General features: G+C 61.8%; 19 protein-coding genes and 1 tRNA gene. 13 read left to right on the forward strand and 7 right to left on the reverse strand.

Annotated features, from left to right (window positions below; genetic code table 11):
* Positions 1–109 precede the first annotated feature (109 nt).
* Together E8M79_RS10060 and E8M79_RS10065 are read left to right on the forward strand one after the other, a co-directional pair.
* Positions 110–730: a LysE family translocator gene (locus tag E8M79_RS10060; RefSeq protein ID WP_137151774.1), complete on the forward strand. Its 621-nt coding sequence runs from the start codon at positions 110–112 to the stop codon at positions 728–730.
* A complete protein-coding gene (locus E8M79_RS10065) occupies positions 727–1215 on the forward strand; it encodes a GNAT family N-acetyltransferase (RefSeq protein ID WP_137151775.1) in 489 nt (162 codons plus the stop codon). Before E8M79_RS10060 ends, E8M79_RS10065 begins: the two co-directional genes overlap by 4 nt.
* Here E8M79_RS10065 and E8M79_RS10070 read toward each other — a convergent pair.
* Positions 1212–1592, reverse strand: coding sequence for a pentapeptide repeat-containing protein (locus tag E8M79_RS10070; RefSeq protein ID WP_137151776.1), 381 nt, complete (start codon positions 1590–1592; stop codon positions 1212–1214). The two genes, E8M79_RS10065 and E8M79_RS10070, sit on opposite strands and share 4 nt — an antisense overlap.
* A gap of 111 nt (positions 1593–1703) precedes the next feature.
* Between E8M79_RS10070 and coaD the strand changes: the two genes are divergently transcribed.
* The 9 genes from coaD (at position 1704) to map (ending at position 9845) form a co-directional block, all read left to right on the forward strand.
* Positions 1704–2198: a pantetheine-phosphate adenylyltransferase gene (gene coaD / locus E8M79_RS10075; RefSeq protein WP_137151777.1), complete on the forward strand. Its 495-nt coding sequence runs from the start codon at positions 1704–1706 to the stop codon at positions 2196–2198.
* The gene (locus E8M79_RS10080; RefSeq protein ID WP_137151778.1) at positions 2195–2782 is read left to right on the forward strand and encodes a peptidylprolyl isomerase; all 588 of its coding nucleotides are present in this window, start codon (positions 2195–2197) and stop codon (positions 2780–2782) included. Before coaD ends, E8M79_RS10080 begins: the two co-directional genes overlap by 4 nt.
* Positions 2783–3008: 226 nt before the next feature.
* A complete protein-coding gene (locus E8M79_RS10085) occupies positions 3009–3488 on the forward strand; it encodes a peptidylprolyl isomerase (protein WP_137151779.1) in 480 nt (159 codons plus the stop codon).
* Positions 3489–3564: 76 nt separating this feature from the next.
* Complete coding sequence (locus E8M79_RS10090) at positions 3565–4014, forward strand: DMT family transporter (RefSeq protein ID WP_137151780.1); 450 nt, start codon at positions 3565–3567, stop codon at positions 4012–4014.
* Positions 4015–4062: 48 nt separating this feature from the next.
* Positions 4063–5124, forward strand: a complete 1062-nt coding sequence (queA, locus tag E8M79_RS10095) for a tRNA preQ1(34) S-adenosylmethionine ribosyltransferase-isomerase QueA (RefSeq protein ID WP_137151781.1) — start codon at positions 4063–4065, stop codon at positions 5122–5124.
* Positions 5125–5336: 212 nt separating this feature from the next.
* Positions 5337–6476, forward strand: a complete 1140-nt coding sequence (tgt, locus tag E8M79_RS10100; RefSeq protein ID WP_137151782.1) for a tRNA guanosine(34) transglycosylase Tgt — start codon at positions 5337–5339, stop codon at positions 6474–6476.
* A 22-nt stretch (positions 6477–6498) separates the two neighbouring features.
* Entirely contained in the window at positions 6499–8139 is a 1641-nt protein-coding gene (gene pgi, locus E8M79_RS10105) for a glucose-6-phosphate isomerase (protein WP_137151783.1), read from the forward strand.
* Between the two features lie 3 nt (positions 8140–8142).
* Entirely contained in the window at positions 8143–9093 is a 951-nt protein-coding gene (locus E8M79_RS10110; protein WP_137151784.1) for an aminoglycoside phosphotransferase family protein, read from the forward strand.
* Entirely contained in the window at positions 9090–9845 is a 756-nt protein-coding gene (gene map, locus E8M79_RS10115; protein WP_137151785.1) for a type I methionyl aminopeptidase, read from the forward strand. The genes E8M79_RS10110 and map overlap by 4 nt, the downstream gene beginning before the upstream one ends.
* 246 nt (positions 9846–10091) lie before the next feature.
* Here the strand turns inward: map and E8M79_RS10120 are convergent, their stop codons facing one another.
* The 3 genes from E8M79_RS10120 to E8M79_RS10130 all read right to left on the reverse strand — a co-directional run bounded on the left by E8M79_RS10120 (position 10092) and on the right by E8M79_RS10130 (position 11599).
* Positions 10092–10619, reverse strand: coding sequence for a hypothetical protein (locus E8M79_RS10120; protein ID WP_137151786.1), 528 nt, complete (start codon positions 10617–10619; stop codon positions 10092–10094).
* 32 nt (positions 10620–10651) lie between these two features.
* Positions 10652–10726, reverse strand: a tRNA-Lys gene (locus E8M79_RS10125).
* Positions 10727–10804: 78 nt separating this feature from the next.
* Positions 10805–11599, reverse strand: a complete 795-nt coding sequence (locus E8M79_RS10130; RefSeq protein ID WP_137151787.1) for a hypothetical protein — start codon at positions 11597–11599, stop codon at positions 10805–10807.
* Between the two features lie 145 nt (positions 11600–11744).
* On the opposite strand from E8M79_RS10130, the gene glmU reads away from it, so the two are divergent.
* Together glmU and glmS are read left to right on the forward strand one after the other, a co-directional pair.
* Positions 11745–13097 carry a bifunctional UDP-N-acetylglucosamine diphosphorylase/glucosamine-1-phosphate N-acetyltransferase GlmU gene (gene glmU, locus E8M79_RS10135; RefSeq protein WP_137151788.1) on the forward strand — a complete coding sequence of 451 codons (1353 nt, stop codon included), beginning with the start codon at positions 11745–11747 and terminating at the stop codon, positions 13095–13097.
* 2 nt (positions 13098–13099) lie between these two features.
* Entirely contained in the window at positions 13100–14926 is a 1827-nt protein-coding gene (gene glmS, locus E8M79_RS10140; RefSeq protein ID WP_137151789.1) for a glutamine--fructose-6-phosphate transaminase (isomerizing), read from the forward strand.
* Between the two features lie 325 nt (positions 14927–15251).
* Here glmS and E8M79_RS10145 read toward each other — a convergent pair whose 3' ends face one another.
* The 3 genes from E8M79_RS10145 to E8M79_RS10155 are packed head-to-tail and all read right to left on the reverse strand — an operon-like array spanning position 15252 to position 18828.
* Positions 15252–16904 carry a DUF262 domain-containing protein gene (locus tag E8M79_RS10145; protein WP_137151790.1) on the reverse strand — a complete coding sequence of 551 codons (1653 nt, stop codon included), beginning with the start codon at positions 16902–16904 and terminating at the stop codon, positions 15252–15254.
* Entirely contained in the window at positions 16905–17888 is a 984-nt protein-coding gene (locus E8M79_RS10150; RefSeq protein WP_137151791.1) for a hypothetical protein, read from the reverse strand.
* Positions 17872–18828, reverse strand: a complete 957-nt coding sequence (locus tag E8M79_RS10155; RefSeq protein ID WP_171015817.1) for an AAA family ATPase — start codon at positions 18826–18828, stop codon at positions 17872–17874. The genes E8M79_RS10150 and E8M79_RS10155 overlap by 17 nt, the downstream gene beginning before the upstream one ends.
* Positions 18829–19277 lie beyond the last annotated feature (449 nt).

A 19277-nucleotide genomic window follows, 5' to 3' on the forward strand; every position in this document is an offset into this window, starting at 1 on the left:
GGCGCCCCTTGTTTTTTGCAGCAACAGCAGAGATTTGCGCCCGCCTTGCATCGGCTGGTTGCCGGATCGGACCCGTGCTGGCTTTATGGTGCCAGATGGAGTCCGACCTATGTTCACCCTGACCACGCTGATCCCCTATCTGGGCGCCTGTTTCCTGCTGGCCATTGTGCCCGGTCCCACTGTCACCGTCATCGTCGCCAATGCACTGGCGCGCGGCACTGGGGCAGGGCTGGCCATTGTCGCCGGCACCCAGGCGGGCTTTCTGGTCATGACCCTGGTGGTGGCGCTGGGCATGCAGGCGCTGGTCGCCTTCATGGGCTGGGCCTTTGACGGCATCAAGCTGATCGGCGCCGCCTATCTGGTCTGGCTGGGCTACAAGATGTGGCGCTCCAATGGCGAGCTGGGCGCGGCACAGGCCGAACGCACCAAGTCGCGCGGCGCCATGGCGCTCGAGGGCTTCCTGGTGATCCTCTCCAACCCCAAGGCGCTGATCTTCCTGGGCGCTTTCCTGCCGCAGTTTGTCGATGTCACCCAGCCGACCTTCCCCCAGGTCATGGTGCTGGGCCTGTTCTTCATGCTGGTGGCCGGCTCGACAGACGCCATTTATGCCATTGTCGCCGGACGGGCGCGCGGCCTGCTCAGCGCCGCGCGCGTGCGCTTCGTGTCCCGCGTCTCTGGCCTGATCCTGATGGCCGGCGGGGCGTGGCTGGCGCTGCTCAAGCGCGCATGACCCTCAAAATCGTCAATCTCCGCGACGCCAGGCAGTTCATCCCCGACGTCGCCGACCGCATCTGGCATGCCTTTTGGCGCCACGATGGCCATCCGCGTTCGGCCGTTGTCGCGGCCCTGGACGATGTGGTGGCGGCGCCAGCCTTTCCATTTACCCTGGTGGCACTGGCCGACGGCACCTTTGCCGGCACCGTCACCGCCATCGCGTCCGATCTCGCAGAACGCCCCGAACTGGGGCCGTGGATCGCCGCGCTCTGGATGGAGCCGGAACAGCGTGGCGCTGGCATCGCCAGGGCACTGGTCGATCAGGCCAATGCCACCGTGTTCGCCCAGGGCCATGCCCAAATCTATCTCAACGCCAAGCCGACCATGCGGTCGTACTATCTCGCTACTGGCTGGACGTTGATGGAGGCCGAGTCCGGCAAGACAGGCGTCGATATCTTCATCCGCGACGCGGCCACGACTGCTGCGGCCGAACCAGCCTAGCCCTTTGTAGCCGCATAGGCTGCCAATAGGTCCGTCACCAGAATGCCATTGATCCGCATGCCCTCAAGATTGGCCCGCTCGATGCTGGCGCCAGCCAGATTGGCGTCGGCAATGCGCAAATTGCCCATATTGGCATCGGTAATCACCGCACCGGCAAGGTTGATGTTGTTCAGCGTTGCGCCGCCCAGGTTCACATCCTCAAAGGCTGCCGTGCTGAGGTCCGTGTCGTCGAAGCGGGCGCCGCTCATCAGGGCATAGAAGCGCGCGCCGGACAGGTTCACCCCATCAAAATTGCTGCCGGCCATATTGGCCTGCTGGTAGTGGGCGCCCGGCATCTGCGCGCCGGTAAAGGGATTGCTCGCACTGTCCTGGCTCATGGTGTGGTTCCTCGTTCTGGCTGTCCCGGCCATGGTGGCATAGTCCGCCCCGCCTTGCCATGACTCTGCGCCCGTGACAAAACCCTAGCAACAACAACGGGGAGAGGCGCTGTGAGCAAGCTGGTTGGGTTCTATCCGGGCTCGTTTGATCCGCTGACCAATGGGCATCTCGACGTCATCGAGCGGGCCTGCAAACTGGTCGATACGCTGGTGGTGGCCGTGGGCATCAACCCGGGCAAGAAGACGCCGCTGTTTGCCCATGAAGATCGGCTGCAGATTCTCGAACAGGTGCTGGGCCCTGTGGGCAAGCGCACCGAGACCGAGTTCAAATTCGTCGATTTCTCCGGCCTGATGGTCAATGCCGCCCGCGAACATGGCGCCAAGCTGATCATTCGCGGCCTGCGCGACACCACCGATTACAATTACGAGATGCAGATGGTGGGCATGAATGCCCAGATGGCGCCCGACCTGCAGACCGTCTTCCTGCCCTCCAGCCCGCCCGTGCGGCATATCTCGGCCACATTGGTGCGCCAGATCGCTGAAATGGGCGGCGATATTTCCGCCTTCGTCCCGCAAATCGTTCTCAAGGCCCTGAAAAGCAAATGATCGCAATCACCCGTCGCCTGTTCGGCGCCCTCGTCATCGGCGCCGCAGCGCTGGCCGCCGCCCCCGCCTTTGCCCAGAGCGGCACCCCGCACCTGATCCTGACGCTGGACAAGGGCACGGTCGATATCGAGCTGCTGCCCGCCTTGGCGCCCAAGCATGTCGAGCGCATCATCGCCCTGACCAATGAAGGCGCCTATGATGGCGTGGTCTTCCACCGCGTCATCGATGGCTTCATGGCCCAGACTGGCGACGTCAAGTTCGGCAAGACCGGCGCCGCCGATTTCGACCTGACCCGCGCTGGCATGGGCGGTTCGGACCTGCCCGACGTCGAGGCCGAGTTCAATGCCGAGCCCTTCGGTCGCGGCGCCGTCGGCGCGGCCCGCTCGCAGGATCCGAACTCGTTCAATTCCCAGTTCTTCATCACCACGGCCGACGCGAGCTTCCTCAACGGTCAGTACACCGTGTTCGGCAAGGTCGTGAGCGGCATGGAAACCGTGGATGCCCTCGAAAAGGGCCCCAAGGAACAGAACGGCGCCGTCGCTAACCCCGACAAGATCGTCACCGCCAAGATCGAATACAAGTGATCTGAACCGGCCAAAGGCAAAATCGCTCCGGTGGAGCGATTTTAGGCGAAAAGGCCATGAGGGCTATGCCCGAATGGCTGGCGCGTGCCGCAACCACCGGATCGCACCTCCCCCTTCAGGGGGAGGCTAGGCGGGGGAGACCAGGTGAGGGGGGCCATGCTCAGCCTTGCACCAAACGCCCTTTGCCCTTACATCCGGGCCACAATCCAAATCGAGAGTTGCAAAAATGGCTGAATACGCCGATCCCGAGAACACCCTCGTCATCGAAACCACCAAGGGCCAGGTCGTGATCGCCATGCGTCCGGACCTCGCACCGAACCATGTTGCGCATATCAAGAAGCTGGCGCGCGAAGGCTTCTATGACGGCATCGTGTTCCACCGCGTCATCGAAGGCTTCATGGCCCAGACCGGCTGCCCGCAGGGCCGTGGCACCGGCGGCTCGAAGTACCCCGATCTCAAGCAGGAATTCAACGCTGAGCCGCATGTCCGCGGCACCGCCTCGATGGCCCGCGCCCAGAGCCCCGATTCGGCCAATTCGCAGTTCTTTATCTGCTTTGGCGACACCCCGTTCCTGAACCGTCAGTACACGGTCTGGGGCCAGGTCATCGAAGGCATGGAAAACGTCGACCAGATCAAGCGCGGCGAGCCCGTCGTCAATCCCGACAAGATGCTTTCGGTCAAGGTCGCGGCTGATATCGCTGCCTGATCCCGACTCGTGCCATGATTTTGAGACCCTCGGGCGCCGCCCGGGGGTCTTTTGTTGACGGGGACTGCGCTTGCGGATGGACACTCTTCTCTGGGCACTGATGGGCATCGTCGCCGGGGCCTGCATTGCCGTTCAGGCGCCGATCAACGCCCAGCTCGGACGCAATTTGGGCGTGCCCATTGCCGCCGCCGGCGTCTCCTTCGTGGCCGGCGCCATCCTGCTCTGGACCATCGCCCTGATCTATAGCCGCAGCACCGGCATCGCCATCAACTTCGGCGCCCCGGCCCCCTGGACCTTTGTCGCCGGTGGCGTGCTGGGCGCCTTTTATGTGTTTTCCAACATCATGCTGACGCCCATGATTGGCGCCGCCGCCGTCATGGCACTTTCTGTTGCCGGGCAATTGGTCGGCGGCCTGCTGCTCGACAAGTCCGGCTTCATGGGCATGGCCGTGCGCGAAATCTCGCTGGGCCGCATCGCCGGGGCGCTATTGCTTGTGATTGGGGCCCTCATGATCCGGCTGCTATAGCTGGAGCAACGCTGATTCCGGGCGCGCCGGACATTCTGGTAGACCGACATGCTTGTTTCAGACTTCGATTTCACGCTCCCCGAAGAACTCATAGCCCTTCACCCGGTCGAGCCACGCGACAGCGCCCGCCTGCTGCTGGTCGATCCCAAGCAGGGGCTGAGCGACAAGCATGTGCCCGATCTGGTGCATCTGCTGCGCGCCGGCGACGTTCTGGTGGTCAATGATACCCGCGTGCTGCCCGCCGAACTCAAGGGCGTGCGCCTGCGCGGCGACACAAGCGCCAATGTCTCGTTCAACCTGCACAAGCGCGTCGACGCCCACACCTGGCGCGCCTTTGCCCGCCCGGCCAAGAAGCTGCATCTGCTCGACCAGCTCGAGCTGGGCAATGGCACCGGTGACCTGCTGCGCGCCCGCGTCGCCGGCAAGGGCGACACTGGCGAAGTCACCCTCGAATTCGAACTGGGCGGCGCCGCCCTCGATGAAGCCATCAAGGCCCAGGGCGCCATGCCGCTGCCGCCCTATATCGGCGCCAAGCGCGACCTGACCGAGCGCGACAAGACCGACTACCAGACCGTCTATGCCGCCGAGGATGGCGCCGTGGCCGCGCCCACGGCGGGCCTGCATTTCACGCAAAGCCTTCTCGACCGCATCCAGGAGCGTGGCGTCACCATCGAGCGGGTCACGCTGCATGTCGGGGCAGGGACCTTCCTGCCCATGAAGGTCGACAACACCGAAGACCATGTCATGCATTCCGAATGGGGCGAGATCGACGCCGCGACCGTTGAGCGCATCAATGCCGCCCGCGCTGCTGGCGGCCGCGTCGTCGCCGTGGGCACCACCAGCCTGCGTCTGCTTGAAAGCGCCTCCCGCGCCACCGGCACGCTGGCGCCTTTCAGCGGGGACACCGACATCTTCATCACGCCCGGCTTCAAGTTTGCCACCGTCGATGTGCTGATGACCAATTTTCACCTGCCCAAATCGACCCTGTTCATGCTGGTCAGCGCCTTTGCGGGCTTTGAAACCATGAAGAACGCCTACGCCCACGCGATCTCTGGAGGTTACCGCTTCTATTCCTATGGCGATTCCTCGCTGCTGATCCGGGCGGAGTAAGAGCCGTCGTGGCCAACCATCCCCCCCTACCGGCCTCCCCCGTCCAGGGGGAGGTGGATCCCGGTGGTTTGGCAGCATCGTACCACTATCACGGAGCGGCACCTCCCCCTTGATGGGGGAGGTTGGGAGGGGGTGTCTTGGATGATGGAGCTGCCCGACCTGCCCGTCACCCCCAGTTGTGTGCCTGCTGCCAACCGGCTAGAACCCGCGCCATGAGCACGACAGACAAGCTGGTTACCTTCACCCTTTCGGCCACCGACGGCATGGCGCGGCGTGGCCGCATCGACACGCCGCGCGGCGACATCCAGACCCCGGCCTTCATGCCCGTGGGCACGGCCGGCACCGTCAAGGCCATGTATCCCGAACAGGTGCGCGAGACCGGCGCCGATATCCTCTTGGGCAATACCTATCATCTGATGCTGCGCCCCGGCGCCGAGCGCGTCGCCAGCCAGGGCGGGTTGCACAAATTCATGGATTGGGAGCGGCCCATCCTCACCGACAGCGGCGGCTTCCAGGTCATGTCGCTGGCCCAGCTGCGCAAGCTCAATGAGCGCGGCGTCACCTTCAAATCCCATATCGACGGCTCGGCCCATGAGCTGACGCCCGAGCGATCCATCGAGATCCAGACGCTGCTCGACAGCGACATCATCATGCAGCTCGACGAGTGCATTTCCCTGCCGGCCGAGCGCAAGGAGATGGAACGCGCCATGGAGCTGTCGCTCCGCTGGGCCGACCGCTCCAAGATTGCCTTCAACAACCAGCCCAACCGCGCCCTGTTTGGCATTGTGCAGGGCGGCGATGACGCCGAGCTGCGCGCCCGTTCCGCCCAGGGGCTCAAATCAATCGGCTTTGACGGCTATGCCGTGGGCGGCCTGGCCGTCGGCGAGCCGCAGGACGTCATGTTCCGCGTCATCGAGCAGATCACCCCCGAACTGCCGACCGACCGTCCGCGCTATCTGATGGGCGTGGGCAAGCCCGACGACATCCTGGGCGCCATCGGGCGCGGCATCGACATGTTCGATTGCGTGCATCCCACCCGCGCCGGCCGCCATGGCCATGTCTATACCCGCTTTGGCGTCATCAACCTGAAGAATGCCCGGCATAGGGATGATCACCGGCCCATCGACGAGGCCTCGCCCAATCCCAATTGCCGCCGCTGGAGCCGCGCCTATCTGCATCACCTTGTTAAGACAGAAGAGATTTTGGGCGCGATGATCCTTTCCCAGATCAACCTGGCCTATTATCAAGAGCTGGTACAGGGCTGCCGCCGGGCGATCGAAGGCGGCCGTTTCACCGATTTTGCGGCAGAGACGCGCGCGGCATGGGCTGCCGGCGACCTGCCGGTTCTCTGACAGACAACAAGGGGTCTTCGACATGGCTAAAGCTGGACGCAAGGCAAGTTTCCTCAGCCTGGGCAAGCACCGCAAGCGGCTCGAAGATCAGCCCATGCGGGTCCAGTTCGCGGTCGATCCCAACCGCTTCCGCCGCTATTCGGCCACTGGCGCCGGCATCCTGCTCGACTATTCCAAGAACCGCATCGATGGCGACGCCCTGGCGGCGCTGTTCGATCTGGCCCGTGCTGCCGGCGTCGAGGAACGCCGTGACCTGATGTGCGAAGGCGAGCACATCAATATCACTGAAGATCGCGCCGTCATGCACATGGCGCTGCGCTACCAGGGCGACAAGCCCGTGCCGGTCGACGGCAAGGATGTCATGCCCGACGTGCGCGCCGTCCTCGCCGCCATCAAGAGCTACACCAACGACATCCGCAGCGGCGCCATTCGCGGCCACGGCGGCGCCCAGTTCACCGACATCGTCAATATCGGCATCGGCGGCTCCGACCTCGGCCCCGCCATGGTGACCCTGGCGCTCGAGCCGTATACCCGCGCCGATCTGCGCGCCCACTACGTCTCCAACGTCGATGGCGCCCATATCCACGACGTGCTCAAGCGCCTCGATCCCAAGACGACGCTGTTCATCGTCGCCTCGAAGACCTTCACCACCGACGAGACCATGACCAACGCCGGCTCGGCGCGCGACTGGATCGCCGACACGCTGGGCGAAGAGGCGGTGCCCAACCATTTCGCCGCCGTCTCCACCAATATCCCCGCCTGCGCCAAGTTCGGCATCCGTGAAGACCGTATCTTTGGCTTCTGGGATTGGGTCGGCGGCCGCTATTCGGTCTGGTCGGCCATCGGCCTGCCGATTGCCCTGGCCGTGGGCTACGACAATTTTGCCAAGTTCCTCAAAGGCGCTGACGCCATGGACCGGCACTTCCTCAGCGCGCCGCTCGAGGAAAACCTGCCCGTCATCATGGCCGTGCTCGGCGTCTGGTACCGCAATGTCTGGGGCTTCTCGACCCATGCCGTGCTGCCCTATGACCAGCGCATGAGCCGCTTTGCCGCCTATCTGCAGCAGCAGGACATGGAATCAAACGGCAAGTCGGTGACGCTGTCGGGCAAGCCCGTCGGCTGGTCCACCGGCCCCATCGTCTGGGGCGAGCCCGGCACCAATGGCCAGCACGCCTTCTACCAGCTCATCCATCAGGGCACCGACGTCATCCCCTGCGATTTCCTCATCGCCGCCAAGCCGCATGAAAGCTTGCCGCCGCACCACGACAAGCTGGTGGCCAATGTGCTGGCGCAGTCCGAAGCCCTCATGCTCGGCAAGACCGAGGAAGAGGTCGTCGCCGAACTCAAGGCCCAGGGCCTCGACAAGGCCAAGATCAAGGAACTGACCCCGCACAAGGTCTTCCCGGGCAATCGTCCCTCCAACACCCTGTTCTACGAACAGCTCACCCCCGAGACGCTGGGCTCGCTGGTGGCGCTCTATGAGCACAAGGTCTTCACCCAGGGCGTGATCTGGAACGTCAATTCCTACGACCAGTGGGGCGTTGAACTGGGCAAGCAGCTCGCCAAGGCCCTGCTGCCCAAGGTCGAAGGCAAGCAGAGCGGCGAAGGCCACGACAGCTCCACCCAAGGCCTGCTCGCCTACTATCTCGCCAACAAGGGCTGAGTCATGCCCGAGGCCGCGCCGGCTATTGATCGCAATAGCCTGGCGCGCGCCTTCGCTGAACTCGGACTGGGCGAGCCCGTCGACTTGACCCTGCTGGAGGGTGGTAGTGCGACCTCCTACAGGGTCTCCCGGCGGAACGCCGATGAAATTGTTCTCAAGATCTATAGCGACCGCCGCGGGGACAGTTCAGGCAAGGAAGCCTTCGCCGCTAGCCTTCTCGCCAAACTTGGCGTCCCGATAACCCGGGTCATGGCCCGCGATGAAAGCCTCAGCCGCCTGCCATTCCGTTACGCGGTGTCCAACTATCTGCCCGGCGTCCGGGTGGCCGTCTTCAGGGATGCGCCAGACGCCGCCGACCTCTATCGCGACATGGGCGGCCTGTTGCGGCGTTTGCATGGGGTAAGCCTGCCGGCTTTTGGCGCGTTCAACGCCGATGGCATCGTTGACCCCATGGCCGTCCACAGCGCCTACATCGTCCGACTGTGGACGACCGTCCTGGAACGCTTCCGGCATTTCGGCGCTGCGCCAGATCTGGCCGACCGGCTCGACCAGATCGTCACTCAAAACCTTGGCCTAGTTGTCCACACCAGCGGGCCGGTCTTCGCCCATGACGACTTTCAGCCAAACAACCTTCTGGCCGAGCGCTCCGCCGACGGGCGTCTGCGGCTCACCGGGCTGATCGATTTCGGCAATGCCCGCGCGGCCGACGCCACTTTCGATCTGGCCAAGGCCTTATTCTGCTGCGAACACGAGGCGCCGGGCTCGACGCGGGCTATCCTGGAGGGGTATGGACCGATTGACCATCCCGATCCGCAGCGCGCCCTGTGGCTCTATACGCTGATCCACCGTGTGGTGATGTGGTACTGGCTGCGCCATGTCGGCGTGATCGCGGACGGCGAACCGCACCCGTTGATTGCAGACCTGCACGCCATGGCAGAGGAAAAGACCGTATGACCATCACCACCGAAGAGCAGCTCGAACAGCTCAAGGCCATTGGCCGCATCTGCGCCCTGGCCCGCGAGACCATGGCTGCAGCGATGGAAGTGGGCATGACCACGCGAGAGCTCGACGAGATCGGCGCGCGCCTGCTGGCCGAGCATGGCGCCCAGTCGGCCCCGATCGTCACCTATGACTTTCCGGGCGCCACCTGCATTTCGGTGAATGAAGAGATTGCCCATGGCATTCCGGGCGACCGGGTGTTCCGCGAGGGCGATCTGGTCAATATCGACGTTTCCGCCGTCAAGGATGGCGTCTTTGCCGATTGTGGCGCCTCTTACATCCTGGGTAAGGGCGACCAGCGCCTGGTCAATCTCTGCCGCGACGGCAAAAAGGCCATGTGGGCCGGCATCAATGCGGTCAAGGCCGGTGCCCCCTTGGGCGATATCGGCGACGCCATCGGCAAGTTCGCAAAAAAGGGCGGCTATACGCTGATCCGCAACCTGGCCAGCCATGGCGTGGGCGATAGCCTGCATGATGAGCCCGGCGAGATCCCGACCTGGCCCGATAGATCCGAGCGCCGCCGCATGGCCAATGGCCTGGTGTTCACCATCGAGCCCTTCCTGTCGCTGGGCGGGCGCATGGCCGACCAGAAGTCGGAAGACGATGAGTGGACGCTGATCAGCCGGCCCGCCGCGCCCTGCGTGCAATATGAGCATACCGTGGTCGCGACGCCGCGCGGCGCCGTCGTGGTGACGCTGGCCGCCTAGGCAGATTTACCCTTCCGAGGAGTTACGGCTCCTTTGCCTCCCTCCCCCTTGAGGGGAGGGACCGAGGGAGGGGGTCTGTCAGTGGCCCACAAAACCAGCCCAACCCGCCGCTCTCCTCAATAGCGTACACATGGGCGCGCCGAGGCGCGACCCGGGTGGGGAAGGCGATAGAACCGCGTCAACTTGCACGTGAAATGATCTAAAGCCTGACGCGAAAGAAATCGCGCAGGCTCATGAAATGATTCGCTAAAGCCAGACCAGCAGCAGCGGCCCCATGATGATGGCGGCCGCAGCGGCAACAAAGCGCATGCGTCCTAATTGCCGCAGGCTGGGCACGCTCAGGATCGACGAGAGCACCAGGAACGCCACCAGCGCGATGGCCACCGGCGTCAGCGGCGCCAGCTTGATCGCCACGGCCTCGCTCAGCTGCAGATAGATCATATGCCCGCCCACAAAGCCCAGCAGGGCCGTGATGACCACGGCAACCGCCTTGGAGGTGATCAGCAGGGCCATGTCGATGGTGTGGCTGGTCAGCAGCAGGGCCAGACCCGTGGCCGTCACATGCACCGCCGCCAGCGTGGGCAGGATCTGGTTCTGCGCCAGCAGCGGCACCATTTCGGGCGGCACGCTCAGCGGCACGGCGCCGATCATGGGCAGGTCCGCGCCATATTGCGACAGCAGGTAGATGACATAGAGCATCACCAGCGTGCTGGCGGCGAACACCAGCAGCGTGGCGACCAGCACCTTGAGCAGATCAATGATATCCTGAGACATGGCAGCGCCCGATCATTCCGCGGGAAGAAAATTGGTATGCCGGGAGGGGGTCGAACCCTCGACCATTCGATTAAAAGTCGAATGCTCTACCACTGAGCTACCGGCACGCACCAAGATTGACGCTGCGAGCGTCGCGGCGGAACATAGCCACGTTCCCCTCGCTGTCAACCGCAATTGCGCGCTTCTCAATAGCTCAGCGGCGTTCCGTCGAACGGCATGGGCAGGCACGAAATCGAAATCCGCTCCAGCCGGGTGCACAGCGCCGTGGCTTCCGACAGCTGGGTGATGGGGCCGACCACGATGCGCTTGGCATCGCTATTGGCCTCATCGACCAGCAGCGGAGACAGCCCAAACAGCAGCGGCCCCAGCTTCATGGAGAGGTCGCGCCAGGTCTCGGGCGCCTGCTCGAAGCTGACCGCACTGCCCAGGGCAATGCCGAATGCCGCCTGATTGGGTACGGCTGCGACCTCAACCGGCGACACGGCTTCGGGCAGGGGCTGCGCAGCCTCGGCCGGCGCTGGCATGGCCGCGCCCAGTTCGGGCATGGGTTCACGCGTGATCTTCACCGAGCCGCCCTCGGCATCATAGACCAGGGCCTGGCCGATGGAGGCCGTCATGGCCGAGCGGTCAATGCGCTGGCCACTGGCATTGGCTTCCAGCAGCCGCGGCACGCTGACCTCCAGCGCGCCCACACGCTGGATCACCTGGTTGCCCTGCTGCTCGGCCAGCGCAAAGCGCGTGACCAGCACGCCGTTCTCGCGCCGCAATTGATTGGTCTGGTCGCGCAGATCCGCCACCTGGCGGCGCAATTGGTCCACCGAGGCGCCTTCGATGCGCGTCTTGTGCAATTCGCCCAGAATGGTCGAGGGCACCATGGCCGACACATTGGCGCCCAGCACCGCAATACCGCCCAGAACCAGGGCCACGATGCCCCAGCTGGTCACGTCCGACTGGCGGAACTGTTCCGATGCCTTGGCCAATGTCAAAAAACCCCGATGGCGCAGTCGAATCAGCTATTGCGCTCGACAATAACCATGGGGCAGGCATTAGCTGTTCGCCAACTCTTGCATGCCATAAACCTGTGAAAATGCGCGTGAACAACACTTTGCGTGTCGAGGACCGTCAATGACTGAGCTGCTGTCCATCATCCTTGCTGCGGGCGAAGGCACCCGCATGCGCTCGGCCATGCCCAAGGTGCTGCACCCGGTTGGTGGCCTGCCCATGCTCGGCCATGTGCTGCGCACGGCCAAGGCCGCCGGCTCATCCGCGATTGCCCTGGTGGTCGGCGCCTCGAGCGAACGCGTCCAGGCCTCGGCCATGGCGTCCGTTCCCGACGCCATGGTCGCCGTCCAGACCGAGCGGCTCGGCACCGGCCATGCCGTGCGCCAGGCCGCCGCGGCCTATGCCACCGCCAAGGGCAATGTCATCGTGCTCTATGCCGACAATCCCCTGGTCTCGCCGGCCACGCTCACCGAGATCGGCACGCGCCTTGACGCCGGCGCCGATATCGTCGTTGTCGCCTATCGCCCCGAAGACCCCACCAATCTGGGGCGTCTCCTCACCGAAAACGGCCGCCTGCTCGCCATCCGCGAGCACAAGGACGCCAGTGACGAAGAGCGGCGCATCGACCTGTGCAATTCCGGCATCATGGGCTTTCGGGCCGATACGCTGCGCGCCGTCATCGACCGCATCGGCAATGCCAATGCCAAGGGCGAATATTATCTCACCGACGCGGTCGAGCTGGCCAATGCCGATGGCCGCCGCGTCGAATATGTTGAAGCCAATCCCGCCGAAGTGGTCGGTGTCGATGACCGCTCCAAGCTGGCCCAGGCCGAGGCAACCTTCCAGGAGCTGCGCCGCAGCGACTTCATGAAGGCCGGCGTCACCCTGCGCGACCCCGCCAGCGTCTGGTTCTCCTGGGATACCGAGATCGGCCGCGACGTCACCATTTTCCCCAATGTGGTCTTCGGCCCTGGCGTGAAAATCGGCGACAATGTCGAGATCCGCGCCTTCTGCGACATCGAGGATGCCGTGATCGGGGAGGGCGCCTCCATCGGCCCCTTCGCCCGCATCCGCGGCGGCGCCGACATCGGGCCCGATGTGCACCTGGGCAATTTCGTCGAGGTCAAGAAGTCCCGCATCGGCGCCGGCACCAAGGCCGGTCACCTGAGCTATCTCGGCGACGCCGAAATCGGTGAAAAGACCAATATCGGCGCCGGCACCATCACCTGTAACTATGATGGCGTGAACAAGGACAAGACCATCATCGGCGACAATGTCTTTATCGGCTCCAACGCCTCGCTGGTGGCGCCGGTCACGATCGGCAATGGCGCCTATACAGCCTCGGGCAGTGTGATTACAGAGGATGTGCCCGCCGATGCGCTGGCGCTGGGCCGTGCCCGCCAGGAAAACAAGCCAGGCTATGCGCCCAAGCTGCGCGCAAAGGCCCTCGCCAAAAAAGCAGCCAAGGGGAAATAGTCATGTGCGGTATTGTCGGCATTGTTGGCAGTGAACCGGTTGCCACCCGTCTGGTCGATGCGCTCAAGCGCCTCGAATACCGCGGCTATGACAGCGCGGGTGTCGCCACGCTCGAAGGCGGCGACATCACCCGCCGCCGCGCCGAAGGCAAGCTGGGCAATCTGGCGCAGAAGCTGAGCTTTGAGCCGCTGGCCGGCCGCATCGGCATCGGCCACACCCGCTGGGCCACCCATGGCGCCCCCACCGAACTCAATGCCCATCCCCATGCCACCGACCGCGTGGCCGTGGTGCACAATGGCATTATCGAGAACTACCGCGAAATGCTGGCCGACCTCGCCAGGGACGGCTATCTGCCCAAGACGCAGACCGATACCGAATCCGTGGCGCTCTGGGTCAGCCGCGAACTGGCCAATGGTGCCGAGCCCGAGCTGGCCGTCTCGCGCACGCTGAAACATCTGCGCGGCGCCTTTGCCCTGGCCTTCCTCTTCAAGGGCCATGAGGGCCTTCTCATTGCCGCGCGCCATGGCGCGCCGCTGGCCATCGGCTATGGCACATCCGAAATGTATCTGGGCTCGGACGCCATGGCGCTCTCGCCCTTTACCTCGCGCCTGAGCTATCTTGAGGATGGCGACTGGGCCGTGATCACCCATGAGGGCGTCACCATCCGTGATGGCAAGGATGCCATTGTCGAGCGCGAAAAGCTCGTCTCCCAGGCCTCCGCCCTCATGGTCGACAAGGGCAATCACCGCCATTTCATGGCCAAGGAAATCTACGAGCAGCCCGAGACCATTTCGCACACGCTCAGCCACTATGTGGACATGGGCGCCGAGCGCGTCGCCCTGCGCGAAACCATGCCCTTCGACTTTGCCGATCTGACGCGCCTCACCATCAGCGCCTGCGGCACCGCCTATTTCGCCGGCGCCGTCGCCAAATACTGGTTCGAGAAATATGCCCGCCTGCCGGTGGACATCGATGTGGCTTCCGAATTCCGCTATCGCGAGCCGCCGCTGGAAAAGGGTGGCCTGTCGCTGTTCATCTCCCAGTCCGGCGAAACCGCCGACACACTAGCCGCGCTGCGCTATTGCGCCAGCCAGGGCCAGCATGTGGCGAGCCTGGTCAACACCCAGGAATCCACCATCGCCCGCGAATCCGATGTGGTCTTCCCGATCCTCTGCGGCCCCGAGATCGGCGTCGCCTCCACCAAGGCGCTCACCGCCCAGCTGACCGCCCTGGCCAGCCTGGCCGTAGCGGCCGGCCGTGCCCGTGGCGTCATCGATGCCACGAGGGAAGCCGAACTGGTCCGCGCGCTGATCAGCCTGCCCACCGCTGTGTCCGAGGCCCTGGCCACCGAAGGCCAGATCATCGACATCGCCAAGCGCCTCTCCAAGGCCAAGGACGTGCTCTATCTCGGCCGTGGCCCCATGTTCCCCATCGCCATGGAAGGCGCGCTCAAGCTCAAGGAAATCAGCTATATCCACGCCGAAGGCTATGCCGCCGGCGAGCTCAAGCACGGCCCCATTGCCCTCGTCGATGAAGCCATGCCGGTCATCGTCGTCGCGCCCTCCGACGAGCTGGTCGACAAGACCCTGAGCAACATGCAGGAAGTCGCCGCCCGCGGCGGCAAGATCATCCTGATCACCGATGCCGAAGGCGCCAAGACCGTCGGCCACGGCGTCGCCGACATCATCGAAATCCCCCACGTCTCAAGCTTCGTCGCCCCGATCCTTGCGACAATCCCGGTGCAATTGCTGGCCTACCACACGGCCGTCTTCATGGGCACCGACGTCGACCAGCCGCGCAACCTGGCGAAATCGGTGACGGTGGAATAGGGGCAGGGCGTTCGGCTGGTCGCGGATCATCGCGGCCGCCTCTTGGGCTGGCGCGATTTCTGCATTGGCAGGGAGGCGTCGGCGATTGTCGAGCGCTTAGGCTAAGTGACTGCTTTCGAACCTATTTGAGACGTTCTGCCGTCGCCTCGCAACGGCAAGAAGGGGCCAGTAGCGGTTTGCCCGCTATTGTCAAAATCTGATCGAAAGCAGCCACGTGGTTTGTCTGGGGCCGAAAGGGGGCACCTATCTTTTCACCACAGCGATTAGGGTCGCGCCTACTAAGCAGGCCATCGCAGGCGCGATGATATTCGCACCTACCACTTGCCTAGACGAACAAGTCTCGATGTATCGACTGCGGACTTAGAAACATTCCGGCTAGAGGAGTGATGAATGCCGCCTCCAGTTGCTGTATGTCGTGTAGCCGAGTGTCGACAAAAGCCTCAAAGTCCCCCCGCAATATGGCGGCTTGTGCTTGGTCAGAAACGAGGTGAGCGGCTCGGTCCTGCTGAGTAAGCTCACCGGAAAGCAAACGCTCTCGGAGTACACTTGCTTCTCCAGGATGCAGCAAGAAGCGATTAGCTGGACTTGAATAAGTCGCTTTATTTGTCATGACCCAAGGAACAATCTGTACTGCCGCGCGCTTTCCGGAGTCCGACAGAACTCTGAATCCGAAGCTATCGCCATAAACGCGATCCTGTTGCTCAGCCAACCTGACAACAAGAGCCTTCGCTCGCGCAGCCCGGAAATCAAAAGCCTTTGCCAGTGGTCGCTCCTCGTATGGTCGTTTCCATGTCCATATTGGCTGCCCGAGTTGCAGCATCCTTCGCATGTCTTGAAGTGCCAATTGCACTCGATCTCCGCTCATGCCGGCAAACAGCTCGCCATAAGTGGTCATCCAAAACCACGCTACTAGATTTCGCTTATCGTACTCTGTTGGACTCGGTTGAGTTCGGAACGCTTCTGCGAGTACGACAATTTGTAAGGCATAGGGCACGAAATCCGGCGACGGAATACCACAGCTGTACTTCAAGAACGACGCGGCGCGGGAAATAGCCGCAATGACCTCCCTCACGGCCGAGGGCTGCAGCTTCAGCTCATCGCTGAGGTCTTGGGCGTTAGTTTTGTAGACATCTAGTCCAAAAGACGCCTTTACCGCTTTCAATACTGGGTCATCGTCTATACCCCCCCATCCAATTTCCGAGAGAAATTCGGCGGAAAGATCCGTTATCTGCCGGCGAAGATCGAAGTTGGGTGACCATGTCAGGGCGTGAACCATATGAGCCTCGCTCATCTTAGCGCCTTGACTGTTGATGCGTTGGAAGGTTCGAGTAGCCATCTCCACATCATCCGTAGTAATCGGAATAATTGGCACCTTATAATCGCGGAACGCCCTGGCGATTTCGTCTGACGCCGCAATCATTCGGTCATCACCATAGGAGGTTAGGCGCCTTTGGAACTGTAGCAGTGCAACGCTGCTGTACACAATGCTAAGTGGCATCATGCCTGCCACATCATCTAGTTCTGGAATACAGAAGTCCATGGTTTTGAGGTCAACGAAAACCTCAAGGCCGCCTTGAGCTATCTCTTGGTCGGGGCCATCTATGTCATCATCGTCGTCCAGTTCACTAGACCCGGTTTGCCAGGACTGGGTGGGTACGTGTAAAGCACCGTAGAGGGTACTCAACCGTTGTACGCCATCGAGGATGTAACTCCTCGTTGACCCGAATTCAGGCTCAGCCAAAGGGTATGGACCCAGGTAATTGTAGCATTCTACTGTGGTCTTGGCGGTGCGCCAAACCATCACCGATCCCATCGGAATTCCATCCCGGATGCTGCGCAGCAGTTCTCTGCGACGCTCCCAATTCCAGATGAAAGGTCGTTGAAATCGCGGGACCTGCAAATATCCGGCTCCAATCTCCTCCAATAGCTGTGACAGAAACTGAACGTGTGGGTCACTGTAGAAACTCGGTGCTCTCATTCAGCGAAGCCTCGCTATCAAATCTGTCGTAATTCGGTTGATTTCGTCCCACGATCCGTCACGACGACTATGGTCCTCCGTCACCATGCATGTGGTAAAAAGGTTTGCTATGGAGGTTCCAAATCCATCTGACAAAGCTGAGGCGACCGAAAGCTCTAGGCCACCATACAAGGTTCCGGAGGTCGGCCCTTGCCGAGCTGCATCTCCCTTAAAGCCCTTCTTCATATTGTAGTGACGTCGCTGATCTGGGCTCATAGAAATATAAGCATCAAACGCCTGCTGTGCGGTTGGCTTGTTTTGCGCGTAAGCCCAGCCGCGAAGAAGATCTGGTGGGAGATAGTTCTCTATGGCCCGACGTTCGAGTTGGTGGCACCAAACCAACTTACTATCACAGAATGACCTAACATTCTCTGATTGCTCGCTCGGCGCGTTGGGCTGCAGAGCATCGCTATCGACTAGCACATGTGTCCTGATCGAGTCGGAGCCTCGCGATGAACAGCTTGCCACAATGATCTGCAAGAGGGTCGTTATGCCTCCACCGTTTGAAAACTCGAGAAATCCAGAGCGCTCGGCATGCTCCAGAGCAGATCGGTGTTCGTTAGTGGCCATAGCCAAAAGGAACGCTCTATCATTGAGTCCGTTCTCAACGATCACGCGAATTGGCTTATCGAGTGCGTTAATGGCCGCAGCAAGCTGCAGTTGCGGTGGATCTGAATTCCAGTTTGACGGAAGATTTGCGGGAACGATCTCAATTTCCAGCCGTGCTGGCTCACGAGCACTTGCCAACAGAGCCGAGTCTAGCACGAATTCCCACTCATGACGATCTTGCTCTAGTCGCGAGGCAAGCCAAGCCTTGAAGGCAGGATCACTTTCGTCAGAAATCGCAATACGGTGCCTGCCCTCCAGCGCAAAATATGCGAGCTTGGCTAGTGAAATGTAGGGCGGCGGATTGTCGAACAGTCTGGCACTAAGAACGATGTTCATCTTCGCTAAGCTTTTTTCGACGAACCATCGCCAGCTGACGTGCCTGTTCAATGTTCTCGCTGAACATTCCTGGCGGCCAACGCTCGTCCTTGGGGCGTCCTAGCGCGTCAAACTCGATGGCTTCCACCCTTGCCCCATCATCGGCCTGCCTGACCCAGTAGAGTGCCACGGCATCTGGACGAAGCCTCCCTTCGGCGATCTCAAGCTGAACTCGAAGCAGGAAGTTTTCGGAATGTGTCTCAACTACGGAAGTCACATGACCTCGTTGGGCCACGCTGCAAAAGAGACTCGCCAGTTCGCCATGCGCCGCAGGGTGTAGATGGAGTTCAGGATGCTCCACAGCGAAGATCGCCTTCGTGTCGGAGTTCTCCTGAGAGGCAAGAAATGCCACTACGGGATATACTTGCGCCATCCCCTCCCCAGTATCAGCGATCGCCGACGCGGCCGCTGACCGCACAGGATTCAAAACAACGGAGAACAGGTCCTTGTTTTTGAAAGCTGCACGTTCGATACGCAAGGAGTTTCCTGTAGCCCTTTCATACCAATCGGACACCTTGGATAAGGCACTTCCGCCATTCGTCCCATCTCGCAACAGCAGTTCTGTTGCACCCCGTCCACCCGATTGAAGGCGACCGACTTGCTCGCCCCCAATCTCTATTCGACTCGGGACATCCCTAAGTGCCTTGAGCCACGTTACCTGCTCGGGCATAAGCCTAAGCAAGTTAGCGAGACTAACCAGCCACCCCACAAATTCCTGATCTTCGTTCTGCGAGCCAACAATGACAGGTGCCAGTCCATCGAAGGCCAGCAATGCAAACTTTTCAGTCGCGTCGCCGACTGAGTAAGAGTACCTCGCGCCGCTGTGGTCGACCGTCTCGCCGTCCCAGACCGCCGTCAGCCGTTGTTCATCGGCACTAAGAACGCTCAGCCGTTCAACCACTTGCACACCACGGTCCGGGAGATCGCGGATTGTGTATGAAACTGACTTAAGTGCCGCATCGGCCCAACCAAGCTCAATTGATACCGTTTGGGCTGCGCCACCCTTACAAATGAGGTCTTCGAAAGACGCTCCGCGCACTGCCTCAGACCATCGGGCCAGAGGACTCCCTCTCGACGATGTCACTGAGTCGGCAAGAAATGGGAGAAGTCTCAGTAGCGCACTTTTGCCAGCGCTGTTGTATCCAAATATAATCGTCAGGGGAGCAAGATGAATATCTGCTCTCTGCTTGAAAGACTTATAATTCTCGACAGAAAAACGCGATACTCTGGCAGTTGGTATATGCATCGAATAGACCCTGAGACGCCCACTCATAACCTACACACATTCAACTCAAGTTTGAATGACGGAATCGGACGATGTCGGTTAACAGGCTCTATCAAACCAGGTGC

The organism is Devosia sp. FKR38 (genome assembly GCF_005222805.1).
GTDB lineage: Bacteria > Pseudomonadota > Alphaproteobacteria > Rhizobiales > Devosiaceae > Devosia.

Excerpts from the sequence above, each read along its gene's own strand:
- E8M79_RS10060 (WP_137151774.1), top strand. The coding sequence starts at position 110 with ATGTTCACCCTGACCACGCTGATCCCCTATCTGGGCGCCTGTTTCCTG.
- E8M79_RS10065 (WP_137151775.1), top strand. The coding sequence starts at position 727 with ATGACCCTCAAAATCGTCAATCTCCGCGACGCCAGGCAGTTCATCCCC.
- E8M79_RS10070 (WP_137151776.1), bottom strand. The coding sequence starts at position 1,592 with ATGAGCCAGGACAGTGCGAGCAATCCCTTTACCGGCGCGCAGATGCCG.
- E8M79_RS10080 (WP_137151778.1), top strand. The coding sequence starts at position 2,195 with ATGATCGCAATCACCCGTCGCCTGTTCGGCGCCCTCGTCATCGGCGCC.
- E8M79_RS10085 (WP_137151779.1), top strand. The coding sequence starts at position 3,009 with ATGGCTGAATACGCCGATCCCGAGAACACCCTCGTCATCGAAACCACC.
- E8M79_RS10090 (WP_137151780.1), top strand. The coding sequence starts at position 3,565 with ATGGACACTCTTCTCTGGGCACTGATGGGCATCGTCGCCGGGGCCTGC.
- queA (WP_137151781.1), top strand. The coding sequence starts at position 4,063 with ATGCTTGTTTCAGACTTCGATTTCACGCTCCCCGAAGAACTCATAGCC.
- tgt (WP_137151782.1), top strand. The coding sequence starts at position 5,337 with ATGAGCACGACAGACAAGCTGGTTACCTTCACCCTTTCGGCCACCGAC.
- pgi (WP_137151783.1), top strand. The coding sequence starts at position 6,499 with ATGGCTAAAGCTGGACGCAAGGCAAGTTTCCTCAGCCTGGGCAAGCAC.
- E8M79_RS10110 (WP_137151784.1), top strand. The coding sequence starts at position 8,143 with ATGCCCGAGGCCGCGCCGGCTATTGATCGCAATAGCCTGGCGCGCGCC.
- map (WP_137151785.1), top strand. The coding sequence starts at position 9,090 with ATGACCATCACCACCGAAGAGCAGCTCGAACAGCTCAAGGCCATTGGC.
- E8M79_RS10120 (WP_137151786.1), bottom strand. The coding sequence starts at position 10,619 with ATGTCTCAGGATATCATTGATCTGCTCAAGGTGCTGGTCGCCACGCTG.
- glmU (WP_137151788.1), top strand. The coding sequence starts at position 11,745 with ATGACTGAGCTGCTGTCCATCATCCTTGCTGCGGGCGAAGGCACCCGC.
- glmS (WP_137151789.1), top strand. The coding sequence starts at position 13,100 with ATGTGCGGTATTGTCGGCATTGTTGGCAGTGAACCGGTTGCCACCCGT.
- E8M79_RS10145 (WP_137151790.1), bottom strand. The coding sequence starts at position 16,904 with ATGAGAGCACCGAGTTTCTACAGTGACCCACACGTTCAGTTTCTGTCA.
- E8M79_RS10150 (WP_137151791.1), bottom strand. The coding sequence starts at position 17,888 with ATGAACATCGTTCTTAGTGCCAGACTGTTCGACAATCCGCCGCCCTAC.